Source organism: Cellulophaga sp. BC115SP, from assembly GCF_009905545.1.
GTDB classification, from domain to species: Bacteria; Bacteroidota; Bacteroidia; order Cytophagales; family Spirosomataceae; genus Flectobacillus; species Flectobacillus rivi.
In genome coordinates this window covers 1-16622 of record NZ_JAAALB010000022.1, presented here as the reverse complement: position 1 = coordinate 16622, position 16622 = coordinate 1, and the positions used below count along the sequence as shown (strand labels likewise).

Genomic DNA, 16622 nt, shown 5'->3' with positions numbered 1-16622 from the left:
ATTAAAAATTTACATTCACAACTCTCAACTCATCATTCATAACTAATACCTAGTATCCTTGATTTTGCGCGCAAAGTTTGTTGGCATCCGTTTCCGCCTGAGGAATAGGGAAAATCAGCCTATCATTGACAGGATTTTGGACTTTTCTGTCTGCGGCAGCCGAAATAAATACCCCATGACGGATATAATCCTCACGACTTTTTCCTTCTGAATAAAATTCCCAAGAACGTTCTTTCAAGATATGCGCACGCAATTCCTCTTTAGTTTTGAAATTACTCAACTGTAATTCGGCTACTTTTGCTCTTTTTCTTACGTCATTAATCAAACTAATTGCCTCTTGCGAAGGACCGTTGAGTTCGTTGAGCGCTTCGGCTCTTGACAAAAGTATATCGGCGTATCTAAAGACAGGAACGTCGTTACCACTGTTGTTCCCTAATGTTGCATTATCCCAATATTTCAAACTGCGGGCGTCGTCAGTGCCTAGGGTAATTTGTGCACCACTGGTATTGGTATAATTTCTGATAATCAGACCTAAACGAGCATCTTGTGGGTCGAATGAACTGGTAAATTTTGTTCTCAAGCGATATTGTGTCGCAAAATTTGCCATAGAGGTAGTCCATACAAATTCAGGGATAGTCGAAGAGGTTTTGAACCCAGGGGGCAATGCCCCTGCCGAAAACCAGTTGCCATAACCGTTTTCATTGCGAGCGGGTTTGACCAAAATCATTTCTTTGTTTCCTTCATTTTCTACTCTAAACATTTTGGTATAATCTGAGAAAAGCGAGTAATATCCCAAATCCATCACTGATTTGGCAGCGTCAGCCGCTTTTTGCCATTGTTTAGTATTGAGATAAAATTTGGTCAACATGGCATACACAACACCTTTGTTGATGCGACTGTAAGCTTCCTCTTTCCCTGGAGCTGGTAGGTCAGCGATGGAAGCAAGATATTCCGACTCGATGAATTGCTTCATTTCATCATCTGTGGCTCTAGCCTTTTGGGCTTCGTCGGCACTAGATTTACGAAGTGGCACGCCACCAAACCAAAGTCTTAAAACATCATAGGAGAATGCTCGCAGCGTTTTGGCTTCGGCAATGTATAGCTTTTTGCTTGCATCGCTTAAGCCTTGTACATTATTGACATTTTCCAAAACTAGGTTCGCATCACGAATAGCACGGTAATGGGGCGCCCAAACATCATCTCTAAAATTGCCCGTTGAAGGTGACCATGTAAAATTGACAAATTCCTGTAGATATAAGTTTTCGGCACCACCTGTGTTATATGCCATATCGGTACTTACCTCAGAAATATTAATCAAAATGCGAGAGGCTGTGGTATTTTGGATAGAAGCATGTGCAGAGTAAAGCACAGCTTTCAAGCCCTTTTCGTTGGTCAGGACATTGCTTGGCGCAAATTCAGAATAAGGCGTTAGCTCAAACTGACTTTGGCAGGCAACAAGACTTAAAATGGTAAAAAATAAGATACTGTATTGTTGGATTTTCATTCTGCTAAATAATTAAAATTGAACATTGATTCCCCCTGTGAATGTGCGTGTAAGCGGATAGGTACTGTAATCAATTTTAAGGATGTCGTCGCCTACAGCATTGGTAGCCGGGTCTGTTCCTTTGTAGTTGGTAAAAGTTTTAAGGTTTTGACCAGTTACAAAAATGTTGACACTGCGAACGAATTTGTTTTTGGGAATAGGGACTTCATAACTCAAACGAATCGCCTGAATACGCAAATAAGAGGCATCTTCTACGGTTTTTGAGTTGATGGTTCTTTGTCCTTGTGAGGTAGGGTTTACAAAAGAAGGATACTCGTTGGTTGGGTTTGAAGGTGTCCAGCGATTGAGATATACATCTGCTAGTTTATTTCGTCTAAAACTTACTGGAAAATACGAATCCACCATCATTTGATTAAGAATACTACTTCCTTGATTTCCTTCGATAAATACCTCAAATGAAAATCCTTTGTAAGTCATTTTGCTGGTTGCACCATAAATAAAATCAGGGAAAGCCTTTCCAATAATTGTTCTGTCGGCATCATTGATGACTTTATCGCCATTCAAATCACGGTATTTTACATCACCTGCTTTTACTCCAGCCTGTGTCTTAGAGAAATCATCGGTAGTTTGCCAAACACCATCTACAATAAATCCATAATAAGAAGCCAATGGTTTGCCCACTTGAATAATCGCTGCGTTGGAAATAAATCCTGCGGCTCCATAGATAATTTGTGGAGACGATCCCAACGAAATAACCTCATTACTTAGCGTAGAGAAGTTGCCGTTCAAGTTCCACGTAAATCCACCAGTTTTGATTACATCACCACCCAAGGTTAATTCAATACCAGTATTTCTCATACTTCCTACGTTTTCTGTTCTAGACCCAAAACCAGAACTTAGCGGTTGTGGAACACTCAGTAGAAGGTCAGAAGTAGTACGATTATAATATTCAATGGTTCCTCTGATTTTGTTTTTAAATAAACCAAAATCAACTCCAATATCCATTTGCTTTGCAGATTCCCATTTTAGGTCTGGATTAGGGTTTCTTGAAGGTTGAATAGTGGTATTTCTGACACCGCCAAAAATGGCATCTCCACCTATACCAAAAGTAGGAAGAAACAAAAAGTTGCCGATAGATTGGTTTCCTATTACCCCATAACTAGCTCTTAGTTTTAATTCAGAAAGGGCAGGAATATCTTTCATAAATGCTTCTTCGTGGGCTTTCCAAGCAAATGCTGCTGAAGGAAAAAATCCATAGCGGTTGTTAGGGCCAAATCTTGATGAACCATCTGCACGAATAGATGCTGTAATCAAATATTTATCATTGAAAGAATAATTAACACGCCCTAAGAAGGAAATCAGCTGCGTTTCGGCACGTCCGCTACCAATGGTATTCAAGGATTGAGTTCCGCTACCGATAGCATCATACTTAAGGTCGGGAAGGGTATATCCTTTTCCTGTACCTGAAAATGAATTAGAACCGAAATGTTCATTGGTTGCTCCAGCTACAGCGCTAATAAAATGCTTGGCGATTTGCTTGGTATAATTCATGGTAAACTCGCCCATATAATAGCTACGAGTACCCGTCAAAATACTAGCAATGCCGTTGTTTTGAACACCATTGAGAGTCATTGGGTCAATCCAAACATTGCGCTGACTGGTATTAATATCACCGCCAATTTTTACTTTTGCCGATAGTGCAGGCATGAAGAAATACTCTGCAAACATAGTTCCGAAGGTTCGGTATGAGTCACTATTGGCGATTTGACCATTAATCAAAGCCACGGGGTGATCCATAGTCATATAGATAGAACGATTATAGCTTCCATCTTCTTTGTATGGGGCGATTGTGGGGTCATAAAAAATAGCGGCATACAGCGCACTAGCATTTTCGTTGACACCAATACCGACAGAGTTATATAAATCTTTGATATAAGAAGTATTGAGATTGATACCAAAAGTATATTTGTCTTTGATACGATTTTCAAGGTTAAATCTTGCCGAATAACGTGTCGAACCTGAGTTTTTTACAACACCTGCTTGGTCCATATAGCCCAAGGATACGTAGTATTTGGTGTTGTTATTGCCTCCTTGAAACGATAAATCATAGTTTTGTACAGTAGCTTGTTGGAACAGCATACTTTGCCAATCAGTGTTTGTAACGCTTCCTGTTATACGTTCGTTGGCATTACCTCCACCTGCATCTATGATGCCATTGAGTACATCTCTGTACTGCTCGCCTGTTAGCATTTTAGGTGAATTAGCGACAGTTTGTACACCATAGCTACCACTATAATTCACACGCAAACCTCCTTCATTCCCTTTTTTTGTCGTAATCAAAACTACCCCATTCGACCCACGAGCACCGTAAATAGCAGTAGCGGAGGCATCCTTCAAAATTTCAATAGACTCAATGTCATTTGGATTTAGACTATTGAGTGGGTTTCTAGGATTGGGATTTGACACAAAGCTGTCACCAGTACCAGTAACAGGAGCACCGTCGTTGATCGGCATACCATCGATTACATACAAGGGGTCATTGCCCGCTGTGATAGAACTCGCTCCACGGATTTTTACACTCATGGCAGACCCTGGTTCACCGCTTTTTTGATAGACTTGTACCCCAGCGGCACGACCGATTAGTGATTGCTGGAAGTTTTGATTAAGCCCCGCAGTTAATTCTTTTGATTTCAAGGAAACAACCGAACCTGTTAAATCACTTTTTTTAACAGAACCATATCCTACAACTACCACTTCGTTGAGTGTTTTTACATCAGTTTCCAATACCATATTAATGGTACTTCTACGTCCAACAGTGGTTTCTTGAGTTACAAAACCAATAGAACTAAAAACTAACACTGCTTTTTCGTCTGGTACCGAAATCGAGTAATAGCCATTTTGGTCGGTATTGGTACCTTTGGTAGTTCCTTTTATCTGAATATTGACTCCCATAACTCCTTCACCTTTGTCATCCACGACTTTTCCTGTGATGGCAATGAGGGCGGGTGGTTCGAGCCGAAAGTCCGCATTTTTGTGATTAATGGACTTTAAATCAACACTTTTTCGATTGAGAATAATATAATTGCCTGCCACTTCATAGCTGATGCCCATTGGAACAAAAAGACTTTCTAAAATTGTTGAAAGCTTTTCTTTACGAAGATTTACAGAAACCTTTTTGTCTAGTTGTATCAAATTTTTGGTATAAGTAAAACGAATATCAGCGTTTTTCTCAATGCTTTTAAGCACAGATTTAAACTCTCGGTCTTCTAATTGAAGAGAGATTTCCTTTTCTAATACCGATTGAGCGATGCCGTTGGCAAAAGACATACTCATAAAGACAATTGCCAGTATAATTTGCTGGATGGATAGGTACATAATTTTCTGAAAAATCTTAGAAATTTTCCGTTTTTTTTCCATAGTTTTGGACTGTTTTTGTTTGTATTGTTAGAAAATTAGACAAAACATTTTCACCCTTGTTGGAGCAATCAACATGGTGAGCTATTCGAAAGTCGGTTGATGCTGGTACCATCGCCGACTTTTTTGTTGGGTAAGAAGTCGTATTATTTTATATCATTTCAAAATGGGGTTAAATAGTTTCCCTTGCACAAAATGTCCAAGGCATTGGGTTCGATTTTATATTCAAATGTTTCCAACAACACTGGTACTGTTGCTGGAGTATTAGTATGCTTATTCTAAAACTTTTAATTACAACCACGACTTGTAACAACAATTTGTCCGTCAAATACTTCGTAGGTTGCACCTGTAGTTTTACAGATTACCTTGAGTTTGTCAAATAACGGCTCGTTGCCCAAAGGAGCGGTCAGAAAACAATTTTTCATCAACTCTTCATCATATACAATCGACACACCGTAAGCTTTTTCGAGTCGGGCAAAAACTTCGGCGATGGGCGTATTGTCAAAATCAAAACTTATGACTGATTTTTTCGAAAGTAACTCTGGTTTTTCAACCAAGGTTTTACTTAAGACCTCTTCACTTTTCAAATACACCACTTGCTGATTGGGCTTGAGAATAACACCTTTGTTATTTTGTGCCACTATATTTTCGTTTTCTTGAAAATCTTTCTTCTTAAAAACAGATACTTTTCCAGTTTTTACCGCAACGACAATTTTTTGGTCTGTATCGCGTGCTTTTATCCTAAAGCTTGTGCCTAATACTCGGGTCACCACATCGTTGGCATATACAATAAAAGGTTTATTTGGATTTTTTGTTACTTCAAAAAAAGCTTCTCCTTCCAAGTAAACTTCCCTCTTTTGTTCTTCAAAATGAGTCCTGTAACTGATTTTGGAATCAGGGTCAAGGCTCACTGTAGAGCCATCTGCAAGTCTTACTTTTAAGACTTCTTGCGTATCATTTTGCTGTTCAATCATCGGGTTATCACTAGCAAAATAGCGTAATGAATGCTGTAGCTTATCAGTATATTGAAAAAACACAGCACCTAAACACAACAGAATGGCTACCGAAGCTGCTATTTTACTCAAACTCCAATGATGCCAGAAATTTTGACTTTCTAGCGTTTCTTCATTTTCGATATGCTCATTGATTGTACTCCATAATCTCGATACAGTCGCTTCCGAAGGCACTTGATGAGCTGCACTGCGAATACCCAAAATGAGATTTCGTGCCAGTTCAATCTTGTGTGCTTGGTGCGGATGATTTTGTATATAATTCTCCCAAAAAAAATTACTTTTCGGACTGGGGTGTAGTACCCAATTTTTAAAAGAATCGTTTGATGCAAAATCTTCTATATCAAAATGTTCATAGTCTGTAATCATGATTTATCTAATGCTTTTATATACTAATGCAGGGAATGCGATATTTTAGTCCATTTTTTTTAAGAAAAAAATAGAAAATTTTTCAACTAGCTGATTAACAGGTAGAAAAATGTAGGAATAATGATGTTTTCTTTTAAAAAACGAAGACCTGTGTAAATAAATTTACAAGCAGATTGATAGTTGACGCCCATAATTTGAGCGACTTCTTCATTACTAAAATCGTGATAATAGCGGAGGTTTATAGCTTCTTGTTGGCGTTTGGGGAGTTTTTGAAGAGAGGTTTGAAGCTGCGAAATTTGTAGTTGATAAACTTCTTCATCAATCATCAACGTTTCGTTGGATACATCAAATAGGTGAGAGGGCTCGACTGAAAAGTCGTTTAATACTTCGATTTCAACTTTGGCTTTATTGCGAAGAATTTTGTTGCGAAGCGCTCTGAATAAGTAAAACTTCACCGAATCAGTGGCAGAAAGATTTGTACGACTATGCCAAAGTTCAATGAACAAATCCTGAATACTATCTTCCACCAAAGTGTTGTCAGAAGTTACCTTGTAACCATAACTCAAAAGTGGTCGTGCGTACAACTGGTAAATGCAGGCAAAGGCTTCTTTGTCCCCCTCTCGAAAGGAGTTCCACAAAGTGACTTCATCGTGTAAGGCAGTTGTTTGTTGCTTTACCATATTTTGGGCTAGTTAAGTATTAATGCAAAAGTAGAAGATATTTTACGGTATATTTCCATTGAAATATTTGTTTCAGCTAAATAATTCTTTGATAAGTTCATTTTTAAACGAAAGGATTTTGGATAAAATAGAGATTTATGAATGATTGAAATTCTCATTTTGGATGTCCTTTACTTTTATCGCTCAAATGTATAATCAATTTTAAGTGTGTAAATATATAAAATCTATGGTTTTTGTAGTTTATTATTTTTCTAATTTTGCTTTTTTATTTGTAAAAGAGAGTATTTTCCTTAAAAATGCTCAATAAACAAGTAATGGGCAATAATAGAGGGAGTAAAAAAAAGTTTTTAACGACAAATAGATAGGACGAAACTAATGTGATAATGTGCAGTAATATAGCGCAGAAATGCGAAATGAAACCTGAAATATAGCGGTAATAGAAGGGTTTCTAATGAAAAGATAAAAGGTTCACCTATCAAGAGGAGGTAATCATCAGGAATAAAAGTTTTGTATTAAAATGATTTTGTCAAATAGGAGTAAGTTCAGTGCAATCATTTGTACTAAAATACAGAAGACTATTTAGTGAATTGGGATTGAGTGGTTGAGTGATTGTTTTCTTTTAGCTTGAACCTTCTTTTAATATCTCCCAAATAGACGGTCTACAAGTAAAGTTATATCGAAAATAATCACTAAATCACTCATTCGCTCAATCACTCAATTCAATTATACCTATTTAGTTTTTTTCGCTTTTACAGGTTTTCCGCTACCAGCCCAAAGTAATCCTCCCCAGATATGGTTCATTGGGATTTCGTCTGAGAAAGTTTCGTGCGTATGTCCCCAGTTAGTGTAGAAAGCACGACCGCCATCGTATAAATGATACCAAGCCATTGGGTGGAAATCGCCCATTGTACCTTCCTGATATGATTTCTCATCAACAGTCATTAGGACTTTAACGTCTTTGTTAAACTGTTTGAAGTTATAAAACTCATCTTTACGTTCGAAGCTTGCAGGAAGTTTGTCGGTTGAAGGATGGTTGGCATCAGTAACGTTAAATTTACCCATTTGTACGTTAGAGACGTGTTTGCCAGGGTGACCGTCGAAGTATCCACCCATCATTTTACCATACCAAGCCCAATCATATTCTGTATCAGAGGCTGCGTGAATACCCACAAAACCGCCACCTGCTTGGATATAGTGTTCGAATGCTGTTTGTTGCTGAGCGTCCAATACATCACCAGTGGTATTATTGAATACCACAACCTTGTATTGTTTGAGGTTATCTTCATTGAAAAGACTTGCATTTTGCGTGGTATCTACTGCGAAACCATACTTTTTACCAAGCTCAAACATCGCAGAAATACCATAAGGAATAGAACTGTGGCGGAAGCCTGCTGTTTTTGAGAAAACCAAAATTTTCTTGCCTTTCAAAGGGTTTGCTACTTGTGCAGTCATATTAAAAATGACCCCAGCAACAAGCATCAATGCAAAACATACTTTTTTCATGTTTAAATCAATTGGGATAAGTTGAAAAATTGAGTGCCAAAATATAGGTAAATCAGGAAAATCTATCCTTTTTTCATCTAAAAAGCCTCTCCACTGAAAAGGAGAAGCTTTTTAGACTATACTCAAAATACGCCTAGAAATCCTATTTCTTTTTCAAAAACTTATCAAAAAAGCTTGCGGTTGCTTTGTAGGCACTTAACCAATTTTGATACAAAAGAAAACTATGCACTTCGTCTGGAAAAATGAGTTGCTCCATGTAAACATCATTTTTTCGCAAAGCTTCAGCAATAGTTACTGTTTCCGAAAAAGGGACATTGCGGTCGTCGTCGCCATGAATTAATAAAACAGGGGACTTCCAAGAATTAACATATGGCATTGGCGAAGATTGATAAGCCACTTTAGCCCACTCAGCTCTTTTGTTTGCATCATAATTCGGAATAAAGTTTTTCACGACGACATTCCAATCATGCACGCCATGAATATCGACACCTGCTGTAAATAGATCTGAGGCTTTGGCTAATCCCAAAGCTGTCAAATAACCACCATAAGAGCCTCCCCATAGTCCAATCTTAGAGCCGTCTATGTCTTCACGGGATTTAAGGAACAGACCTGCCCCCACAACATCATTATATTCTGAAGCGCCAGTAGCCCCATAGTTTTCAGCTTCTCTGAACTCCATACCATAACCAATACCCGAACGATAGTTTACCGAAAGCACTACATATCCCTGGCTGACGAGATATTGATTCAAGGAATAGGCTTTGTGGTAATATTCGCCATAATTAAATCCTAACAACATTTGTCGTCTAGAACCACCATGAAAGAAAATAGCGGCTGGGTGTTTTTCACCTGCTTTATGATTTTTAGGTAAAAACAATTGTGCAGGAATTTGCATACCATCGGTCGCAGTAATCATGACGGCTTGTGGTACTACTAATTGATTGCTTGGAAAATCATTAGGAATAAATTCGGGGGCAATATCTTTAAGTTTTCCATCCGAAGTTACTATGCTTGGACGAGCAGGGACTTTGGCATCTGAGCGAAGAATTGCTAGCTGTCCATCTGAGGTTTGAACAGGCGACCATTCAATGCCTTGTCCAGTCGTAATTGGCTTGGGGGTTCCAGACGCTGTAACTGACCAAATATGTCTACGGTCAATATCCCCTATATTGGTATTATAAATGACGGTCTTTTTATCATTTGCTAGAAAAGCATATTCCACTTCGCCTTTGTCTGGCGTAAGCAATTTGGCATTTCCTCCCGAAGCACTCACACTGTAAAGATGATGCCAACCATCACCTTCGTAGGGAAAAATAATCATATTGTCCGAAGTCCAGAATAAATGATTCTCTGCCACAAGTCCACCAGCGAAGAAGTTACTACCCACACCTTTTTGAGCTTTCCAAATCTCTTTTGCTAGTCCAGTAGTTAAATCCACGACGCGAATAGACCAAGGAAGACTTGCTCTTTCTGGACCGAATATCAGTGCATCTTTGGTAAAAGGGATTCTGATAAAGGCAATAGATTTTCCGTCTGGCGACCAAGTTGGGTCAATATCGCCATCTACTCCTGGGTCGATGTATTTGATTTGTTGTGTGGCAATATCACAAATCCCAATAAAATTATGGTCTCCACGACTACTCGCAAAGGCAATTTTGCTACCATCAGGAGACCATCGGATAGAGCCTTGCGAGCCACGAGAATGGAATAGTTTTTTAGGAGAAATGTTGGCACTATCCAGATTCAATGTCCAAATCTGCCCGCCATAGATATACGCAAGCGTACTTCCATTTGGTGAAATTTTGGGATAAGCACCATTAACTATTTTCTTCAGGTTATTTCCATCAAGGTCAATCTTGTAAATAGCTCTTTCTACAGTGCCTTGTAGCTCAGCAGGATTTGGGATTTCACCTGCGCTATTGTTGGCGCCACCTCGAATAAACAGCAAAGACTTTCCATTCGGGAGAAATGTAATACTATTGATTTCTTGACCATTATCACCTTCGTAATTGGTAAGCTTTCGGGGTTTAAAATCAGGAGCTTCGGCAAGAAAAATGTTGCGTGAACCTGTTTGGTTAAAGACCCAAGCAATTTGATTTTTGACAGGAGATGCTTTTAATTCGGAAGGAAAAGCACTGCTAAGTACTTGTTCGAGAGAAAATTGTGCAAAGATAGGACTGGCTAACAACAGCCCAAGACAGGTAAGTAAGACTTTCTTCATGAAATGAATAGATATTAGTTGATGACTATTCAAGATACGAAAAATGAGGAAGAATATCAACAAAGGAGGGGGGGAGGGGGGCAACTGAAAATGATTTTGACTTATAACTTGAGCAGTAATCTATTAGTACAAAATTAACCTTGAAATTATTTAAACCTTGATTCCACTTAGTGGGTGAATTTATTCACCCGTTATGAGAAAGGTTAAACTGCTTTCTGATTAATCTAATCGTGGAATATAGATATGCCTATTTATTAAACCGTTTTTTTAGAAACCAATCTTTACCATCAGCTCAGTTGGAGCGACAGTTTGGTAGTCCTTGATTTATTCTCTGACCTATTAAAAGAGCGCCGTAGGTGCGACAGACTTCAAGGTTTGGGGTTTCTGTCGCACCTACGGTGCTCAAAAAGGGTTTTTCTTAAGAATTCTGCTACCAAACTGTCGCTCCTACGGAGCTCACACAAGAATACTAAACGATATTGTGGTAATGAGTTATGCGACTACAGCAAGTAAATCGATTGTTGTATCGCAGATTTCGAGAGTTTCAGTCATGTCGATCAAATTACATTTTTATTGTTACCTTCACTCGACAATCGCCATATCAACAACCCCAAGCCCAATATCACAAATGGTAAACTTAAGAGTTGTCCCATGTTAAATGCCATTTGGTTTTCAAATGCAACCTGATTTTCTTTAAAGAACTCAATGAAAAATCTTGAAGAGAAAACTAATATGAGGAAAATACCAAATATGACCCCTGACTTTTTCAGGATTTTAGTTTTTTGATAAATAATCCATAAAATCAAAAAGATTATTAGATATGCTATTGCCTCGTATAATTGAGTCGGATGACGAGGAATGGTATCGTCTCTTAGGAATACAAATCCCCATGTCCCATTTGTGGGAATACCATAAATTTCTGAATTCATTAAATTACCTAATCTAATAAAGGTGCCTGCTATTGGTGCAGCAATTGCTAGTCGATCTAGCACGGTCAATAGAGGTTTCTGGAACTTCATACAATAAAACACAATAGCTAACAACACACCAATTGTACCACCATGGCTCGCCAGCCCTTGAAAACCAATGTATTGATAACTGCCATCAATTTTCTTAATTGGAAGTAAGATTTCTAAGGGGTGTCGGAAAAAATACTCAGGCTCATAGAAAAGGCAATGCCCAAGTCTAGCGCCGATGACAGTTCCTAGCACAATATAAATGAGAAGGCTATCTAAATCGTGAACGGAACTTCCTTCTTTTTGATAAATTTTTTTCACTGTCAAAAACGCAACTGTTATTCCCAAAGCAAAAAGAAGCCCATAATATTTGATAGGGAAAGTAGCGCTTAGCATGAATATAACTGGGTCGATATTCCAAGGAATGATAGGAAACATAATGGGTGTGCTAGATGTAAATGGGTGTTAGATTTTAAATTACAACAACAAGATAGCTTAATTAAAACAGTTAATCAAGAGCATAAGCTTGTTCTTGCATACGGCAACTTTTAGACGCAAAAATCTTACTTGAGGTATTCTTACTAAAAAACCAAATACCACTCAGAGAATCAGCTATTATTCACTAATTTTGCAAATTGAAGTAAAATTACCGAATCTCACCCTTGTTATGGATTCGAAAATATAGGATTGAAATGAAAAGGAAAATTGAAATTCTTGCGCCTGCCAAAAACCTTTATCAAGGTATGGCTGCGGTCAACGCTGGTGCAGACGCAGTATATATGGGAGCGCACCAATTTGGCGCACGTTCGAACGCCACCAACTCGGTGGAGGACGTGGCAGAAATGGTGAAATACGCCCACTTGTTCAAAGCTAAAGTCTTTGTAGTAATCAACACCATTTTGTACGATAACGAGTTAGAGGCTTGTCGTAAATTGATTTATGAATTGTACGATATTGGCGTTGATGCCTTGATTATTCAAGACATGGCTATCATGGAAATGGAATTGCCGCCTATCGTAATTCATGCGAGTACGCAGGCGAACAACCGTGATGCCAACCACGTGAAGTTTTTGGCGGATGCTGGTATGAAGCGTGTGGTATTGGCTCGTGAGCTCAATCTTGACCAAATCCAAGAGATTCATAAGGCTACCGATGTTGAATTGGAATTCTTTGTATCGGGTGCACTTTGTGTTTCATTTAGTGGTAACTGTTACATGAGCGTAGCCAATGGCGAACGTAGTGCCAACCGTGGTTCTTGTGCTCAAAACTGCCGTTTGCCATATCGTTTGGAAGATGGAACAGGTAAAACGTTGATTGAAAATAGTCACTTGTTGTCTATCAAAGATTTGGATTTGAGTGATCAATTACCAAACCTGATTGAAGCAGGTATCTCTTCATTCAAAATTGAGGGTCGTTTGAAGGATATTGTTTATGTAAAAAACAATACCTCTTTCTTACGTAAAAAATTGGATTCTTTCTTAGAAGAAAATTCGGACAGATTCGAAAAAGCCTCTTCGGGTAGAACTTTCTATAACTTCGAACCAGAAATGGATAGAAGCTTCAACCGTGGATATACTGATTATTTCTTGAATAAAAGAAAAGAAAAAATTGGTTCATGGGAAAGTCCAAAATCGAAAGGTCAGTATATCGGTAAAGTGCTTGAAATTAAAGCAAACGGCTATGTCATTGAGAATTATGAGAAGTTGAATAATGGAGATGGTTTGTATTTCCAAAATGAAGCTGGAGAAGCCGATGGAGCACAAATCAATATTATTTTTAACAATATTGTTATTCCAAATACTTTCAAACCATTGGCGATTGGTACTGAGATTTACAGAAACTCAGATGCTGAATTCAATAAAATGGTGGAGAAAGAAAACAGTGCTGTTCGTAAAATTGGCGTAAAATTGGAGTTTACCGAAACAGAAAAGGGTTTCCAATTATTGGCGATCGACGAAGACGGTCATCAGTCTGTTGGTACTATCGAAGTAGCCAAAGAGCTAGCGAAGAGCCAAGATTCAGTTATTCCGAATATCAAGAAAAACTTAGCCAAAACGGGCAATACACCATTTATTGTTGACGAATTGGAAGTTGAGTTTTCTGAAAACTGGTTCTTGCCAATTTCAAAAGTAAACGAAATTAGAAGAGATGTGTTAGAGCGTTTGGTTGATATTCGTGTGAATGAATATCATAGAGAAGAGCATAAACTAGAAAAAACAACGCATCCTTATCCAGTTGAAAAACTAGATTTTATGTACAATGTTTCTAACAAAATGGCTAGAACATTTTATCAGAGACACGGCGTTACCGAAATCGAAAAAGCCTTCGAGTTGCAATGGGACCCGGGCAAATCTCGTGTAATGACGACCAAATATTGCGTAAAATACGAATTAGGAAAATGTGCGAGATACCAACGTCAAACCATGGGCGAAAAAGTGGTAGAACCATTAACCCTAAAACATGGCGAAGTAGAATACAAATTGAAGTTTAATTGCAAGCCATGCGAAATGGAAATTTGGGAAAAAGACGCCGAGCTTGAATACGAAGATGAAGACGAACAATTAGGCTATATTGCCAAATGGTAGAGTGTGATTTGGTGATTTGTAGAGACGCAATGTTTGGCGTCTAAAGATGAGTCATAAAGCATCAAAAAAGCTGTCGGAAAATATTTCCTGACAGCTTTTTTGATGAATATACAATTCTGAAATTTTGGTTTGCTTATGGTTGAGGAAGTTGATTTTATCCTCAGACAATATGTTTTTGAACCAATTCTTTCACTTTCAAAATCTTCTTAAGTGGCATGGAAGATGCCAACTAGTAGCAAACCATACATATTATTGCTTTTTATTTTTTAAATTGAAATAGACAATTGTAAATGCGACACCTATGTAAGTATAGGGTATTTTGTAATTATCAAGAGTCTGAGAAAAAGTATAGCCTTTAAAGAGGTTAAAACCTGCCCCCATAAACCAGTCAATTAAAACAATTACTAAAAATGCTAAAACTGAATTTGTGTAGAGTTCTTTTTGTTTAAAAATGTTCATTTTCTGTTTTTAGATTAGTTTATTTCATTTATTATCCTTTCAGTTACCAAATTGTTTGATACTAAATAATCCTTTACTATTTTCAAAAATCTCTTTGCTTCCGTTAAATAGTCTTTATCAAATTGCTCAGAGCCAATTGTTTCTAGATTAACGTATGCTCTTCTTATAAATAGTGCAGCAGCTTTAAACTGCTTACTTACAAATAGTGTCCCAACCATAGAAACATAAGAGACGAATTGGTATTGAATATGATTTCTTTTCAAATAGTCGATTGGTAGCTTGTTATTCATACTTTGAAAGTGCGAAATTATTTCTATGTCCTTTAAGTATTTTTCTTTTTCAATTACAAAACAATTGTCTACTACTTCTCCATTCAAATTTGATTCGAGTTCGTAATATCCTATAGGTTCTAAATTATCAGTCCAGTTTTGGTTTTCAATATAAAGTCCAATTCTTGTTTTAATTACAGAATCACGGTGCTGTCTGTCGATGTGGTATTCGAATCTCTCGAAAATAGGTTTTATATCAACTTGTTGAAAACTACCCCAAAAGTCTCTATCATTAGTATGCTCCAAAAATATCTTATTTAGAGTTTCAAACGCATTCTTTTTTAAATCGAATGTTTTAGTTCTTTTTGATAGTAATATTTCAAGTTCTTGTTCGGTCATAAAATTGATGTTAACGAGTAGGACTTTTGCTAGTCAGGAATTAGAGTTTCGTTTGCTTAGAAGTACTGTGGATTAAAAAACTAAAATTGAATTTTACTACTAAAGTTGAGATTTATTCAACTTCCCCAAACCACAGTTAGGATTTGGAATGAGCCTATTTTAGAGTGTTCATCTCAACACATACAAAAGCCACTTTTGATAATGTCTGAACTTTTTCCCATTCTAAGGAATTCATCTATGTTGCCATTAAAATCGTGATAAATTCGAAGTATGTCTATGTTTATTAACGTCGTCATAAAATTAGAGGTAGCTTACAGTGATTGGCGATGATGGAGAATTGGATACTGTCAGCCAAAATCTTGTAAAAATGTTCAATAGTGTTATTAAAATTGAATTTTGGACGTCAAGCCCGACTATCGCCAAATAAGTTGATTGCAGTAGATTTTAGCTAATCACTTTTTTATAATTCTCAAGAATGTCTATAAATTCTTTTAGTTTTAAATCAAATTTTCTTTTTGACATTTCTATTGCAGCAATAGTGTTTGTGTCGTCATTCCAATTTTGAGGAAATTTAGTCGATGCCTTAATTTCATAAATAATTCCTTGCCCTTTTTTTCTATTCCCATCAAACATTGGGTTAATAATAAAGCACAAGTAGAAACAAATTGATGAGTTAAATCTATATTGAATCTTCCAATTCTCGTCATCCCACCACTCTTCGCTAAACCCTATTTCTACTATGTCCCAATTTTTGCTAAGTAATGCTTGTTCGATTTGATATTTGTATGACATCCTATTACAAAAAACTATTTAGTTCTTACTCTGCCATACGAATATGGTTTGACAAAACTGTTACTAAAGAATATATTCTCACAATATAATCAAATTTTTAAAGCGTCTCTTCAATCAATTTCGAGTATAACCGAAGGGCTGAATTTTATTAACCAAAGTCAATATTATTGGTAAAAGGTATCTAAAGCCCTAAAATCAAAAAGCAGGGGAATACCTGATTTGTGAAGTTATCATTCAATTTGAATGATAGCTTCACAAAAAAACTAATTAAGCCGTTTTGAAGTCTAGTTTATATATTGAGTTATGAGAGTTATGTTGTGTAAGCTTCCCCAAAAATAGTACGGATTAAAAGTTTAAAAAGTGTGATATTTTTTAACTTTAGGTAAGTATTATGAAAAGCAGCAAATTTAGTCCGACCGAAATTGCAAAGATTCTTAAGGAATTTGAATCTGGCAAGTCCT

11 protein-coding genes are annotated in these 16622 nt (G+C 37.2%); 1 reads left to right on the top strand and 10 read right to left on the bottom strand.

Annotation, left to right across the window (positions count from 1 at the left end):
* Positions 1-49: 49 nt before the first annotated feature.
* The 7 genes from GVN22_RS16260 to lgt all read right to left on the bottom strand — a co-directional run bounded on the left by GVN22_RS16260 (position 50) and on the right by lgt (position 12095).
* Positions 50-1504 carry a RagB/SusD family nutrient uptake outer membrane protein gene (locus GVN22_RS16260; RefSeq protein ID WP_166552069.1) on the bottom strand — a complete coding sequence of 485 codons (1455 nt, stop codon included), beginning with the start codon at positions 1502-1504 and terminating at the stop codon, positions 50-52.
* A 12-nt stretch (positions 1505-1516) separates the two neighbouring features.
* Positions 1517-4921: a TonB-dependent receptor gene (locus GVN22_RS16255; RefSeq protein ID WP_205690931.1), complete on the bottom strand. Its 3405-nt coding sequence runs from the start codon at positions 4919-4921 to the stop codon at positions 1517-1519.
* Positions 4922-5205: 284 nt separating this feature from the next.
* Positions 5206-6297, bottom strand: coding sequence for a FecR family protein (locus GVN22_RS16250; protein WP_166552068.1), 1092 nt, complete (start codon positions 6295-6297; stop codon positions 5206-5208).
* 86 nt (positions 6298-6383) lie between these two features.
* Positions 6384-6977, bottom strand: a complete 594-nt coding sequence (locus tag GVN22_RS16245) for an RNA polymerase sigma factor (protein ID WP_166552067.1) — start codon at positions 6975-6977, stop codon at positions 6384-6386.
* Positions 6978-7706: 729 nt separating this feature from the next.
* Positions 7707-8480 (bottom strand): ThuA domain-containing protein, encoded by a 774-nt coding sequence (locus GVN22_RS16240; protein WP_205690930.1) that lies wholly within the window; start codon positions 8478-8480, stop codon positions 7707-7709.
* A gap of 142 nt (positions 8481-8622) precedes the next feature.
* Positions 8623-10701 carry a prolyl oligopeptidase family serine peptidase gene (locus tag GVN22_RS16235; RefSeq protein WP_166552066.1) on the bottom strand — a complete coding sequence of 693 codons (2079 nt, stop codon included), beginning with the start codon at positions 10699-10701 and terminating at the stop codon, positions 8623-8625.
* Positions 10702-11258: 557 nt separating this feature from the next.
* A complete protein-coding gene (gene lgt, locus GVN22_RS16230) occupies positions 11259-12095 on the bottom strand; it encodes a prolipoprotein diacylglyceryl transferase (RefSeq protein WP_205690929.1) in 837 nt (278 codons plus the stop codon).
* Between the two features lie 254 nt (positions 12096-12349).
* Between lgt and GVN22_RS16225 the strand changes: the two genes are divergently transcribed.
* On the top strand, positions 12350-14242 hold the full coding sequence (locus GVN22_RS16225) for a U32 family peptidase (RefSeq protein ID WP_166552065.1): 1893 nt from the start codon (positions 12350-12352) through the stop codon (positions 14240-14242).
* A 249-nt stretch (positions 14243-14491) separates the two neighbouring features.
* Here the strand turns inward: GVN22_RS16225 and GVN22_RS16220 are convergent, their stop codons facing one another.
* From GVN22_RS16220 to GVN22_RS16210, 3 genes are all read right to left on the bottom strand, one after another.
* The gene (locus GVN22_RS16220; protein WP_166552064.1) at positions 14492-14701 is read right to left on the bottom strand and encodes a hypothetical protein; all 210 of its coding nucleotides are present in this window, start codon (positions 14699-14701) and stop codon (positions 14492-14494) included.
* Positions 14702-14715: 14 nt separating this feature from the next.
* Positions 14716-15369, bottom strand: a complete 654-nt coding sequence (locus tag GVN22_RS16215) for a hypothetical protein (RefSeq protein ID WP_166552063.1) — start codon at positions 15367-15369, stop codon at positions 14716-14718.
* 444 nt (positions 15370-15813) lie between these two features.
* A complete protein-coding gene (locus GVN22_RS16210) occupies positions 15814-16161 on the bottom strand; it encodes a hypothetical protein (RefSeq protein WP_166552062.1) in 348 nt (115 codons plus the stop codon).
* Positions 16162-16622: the final 461 nt, after the last annotated feature.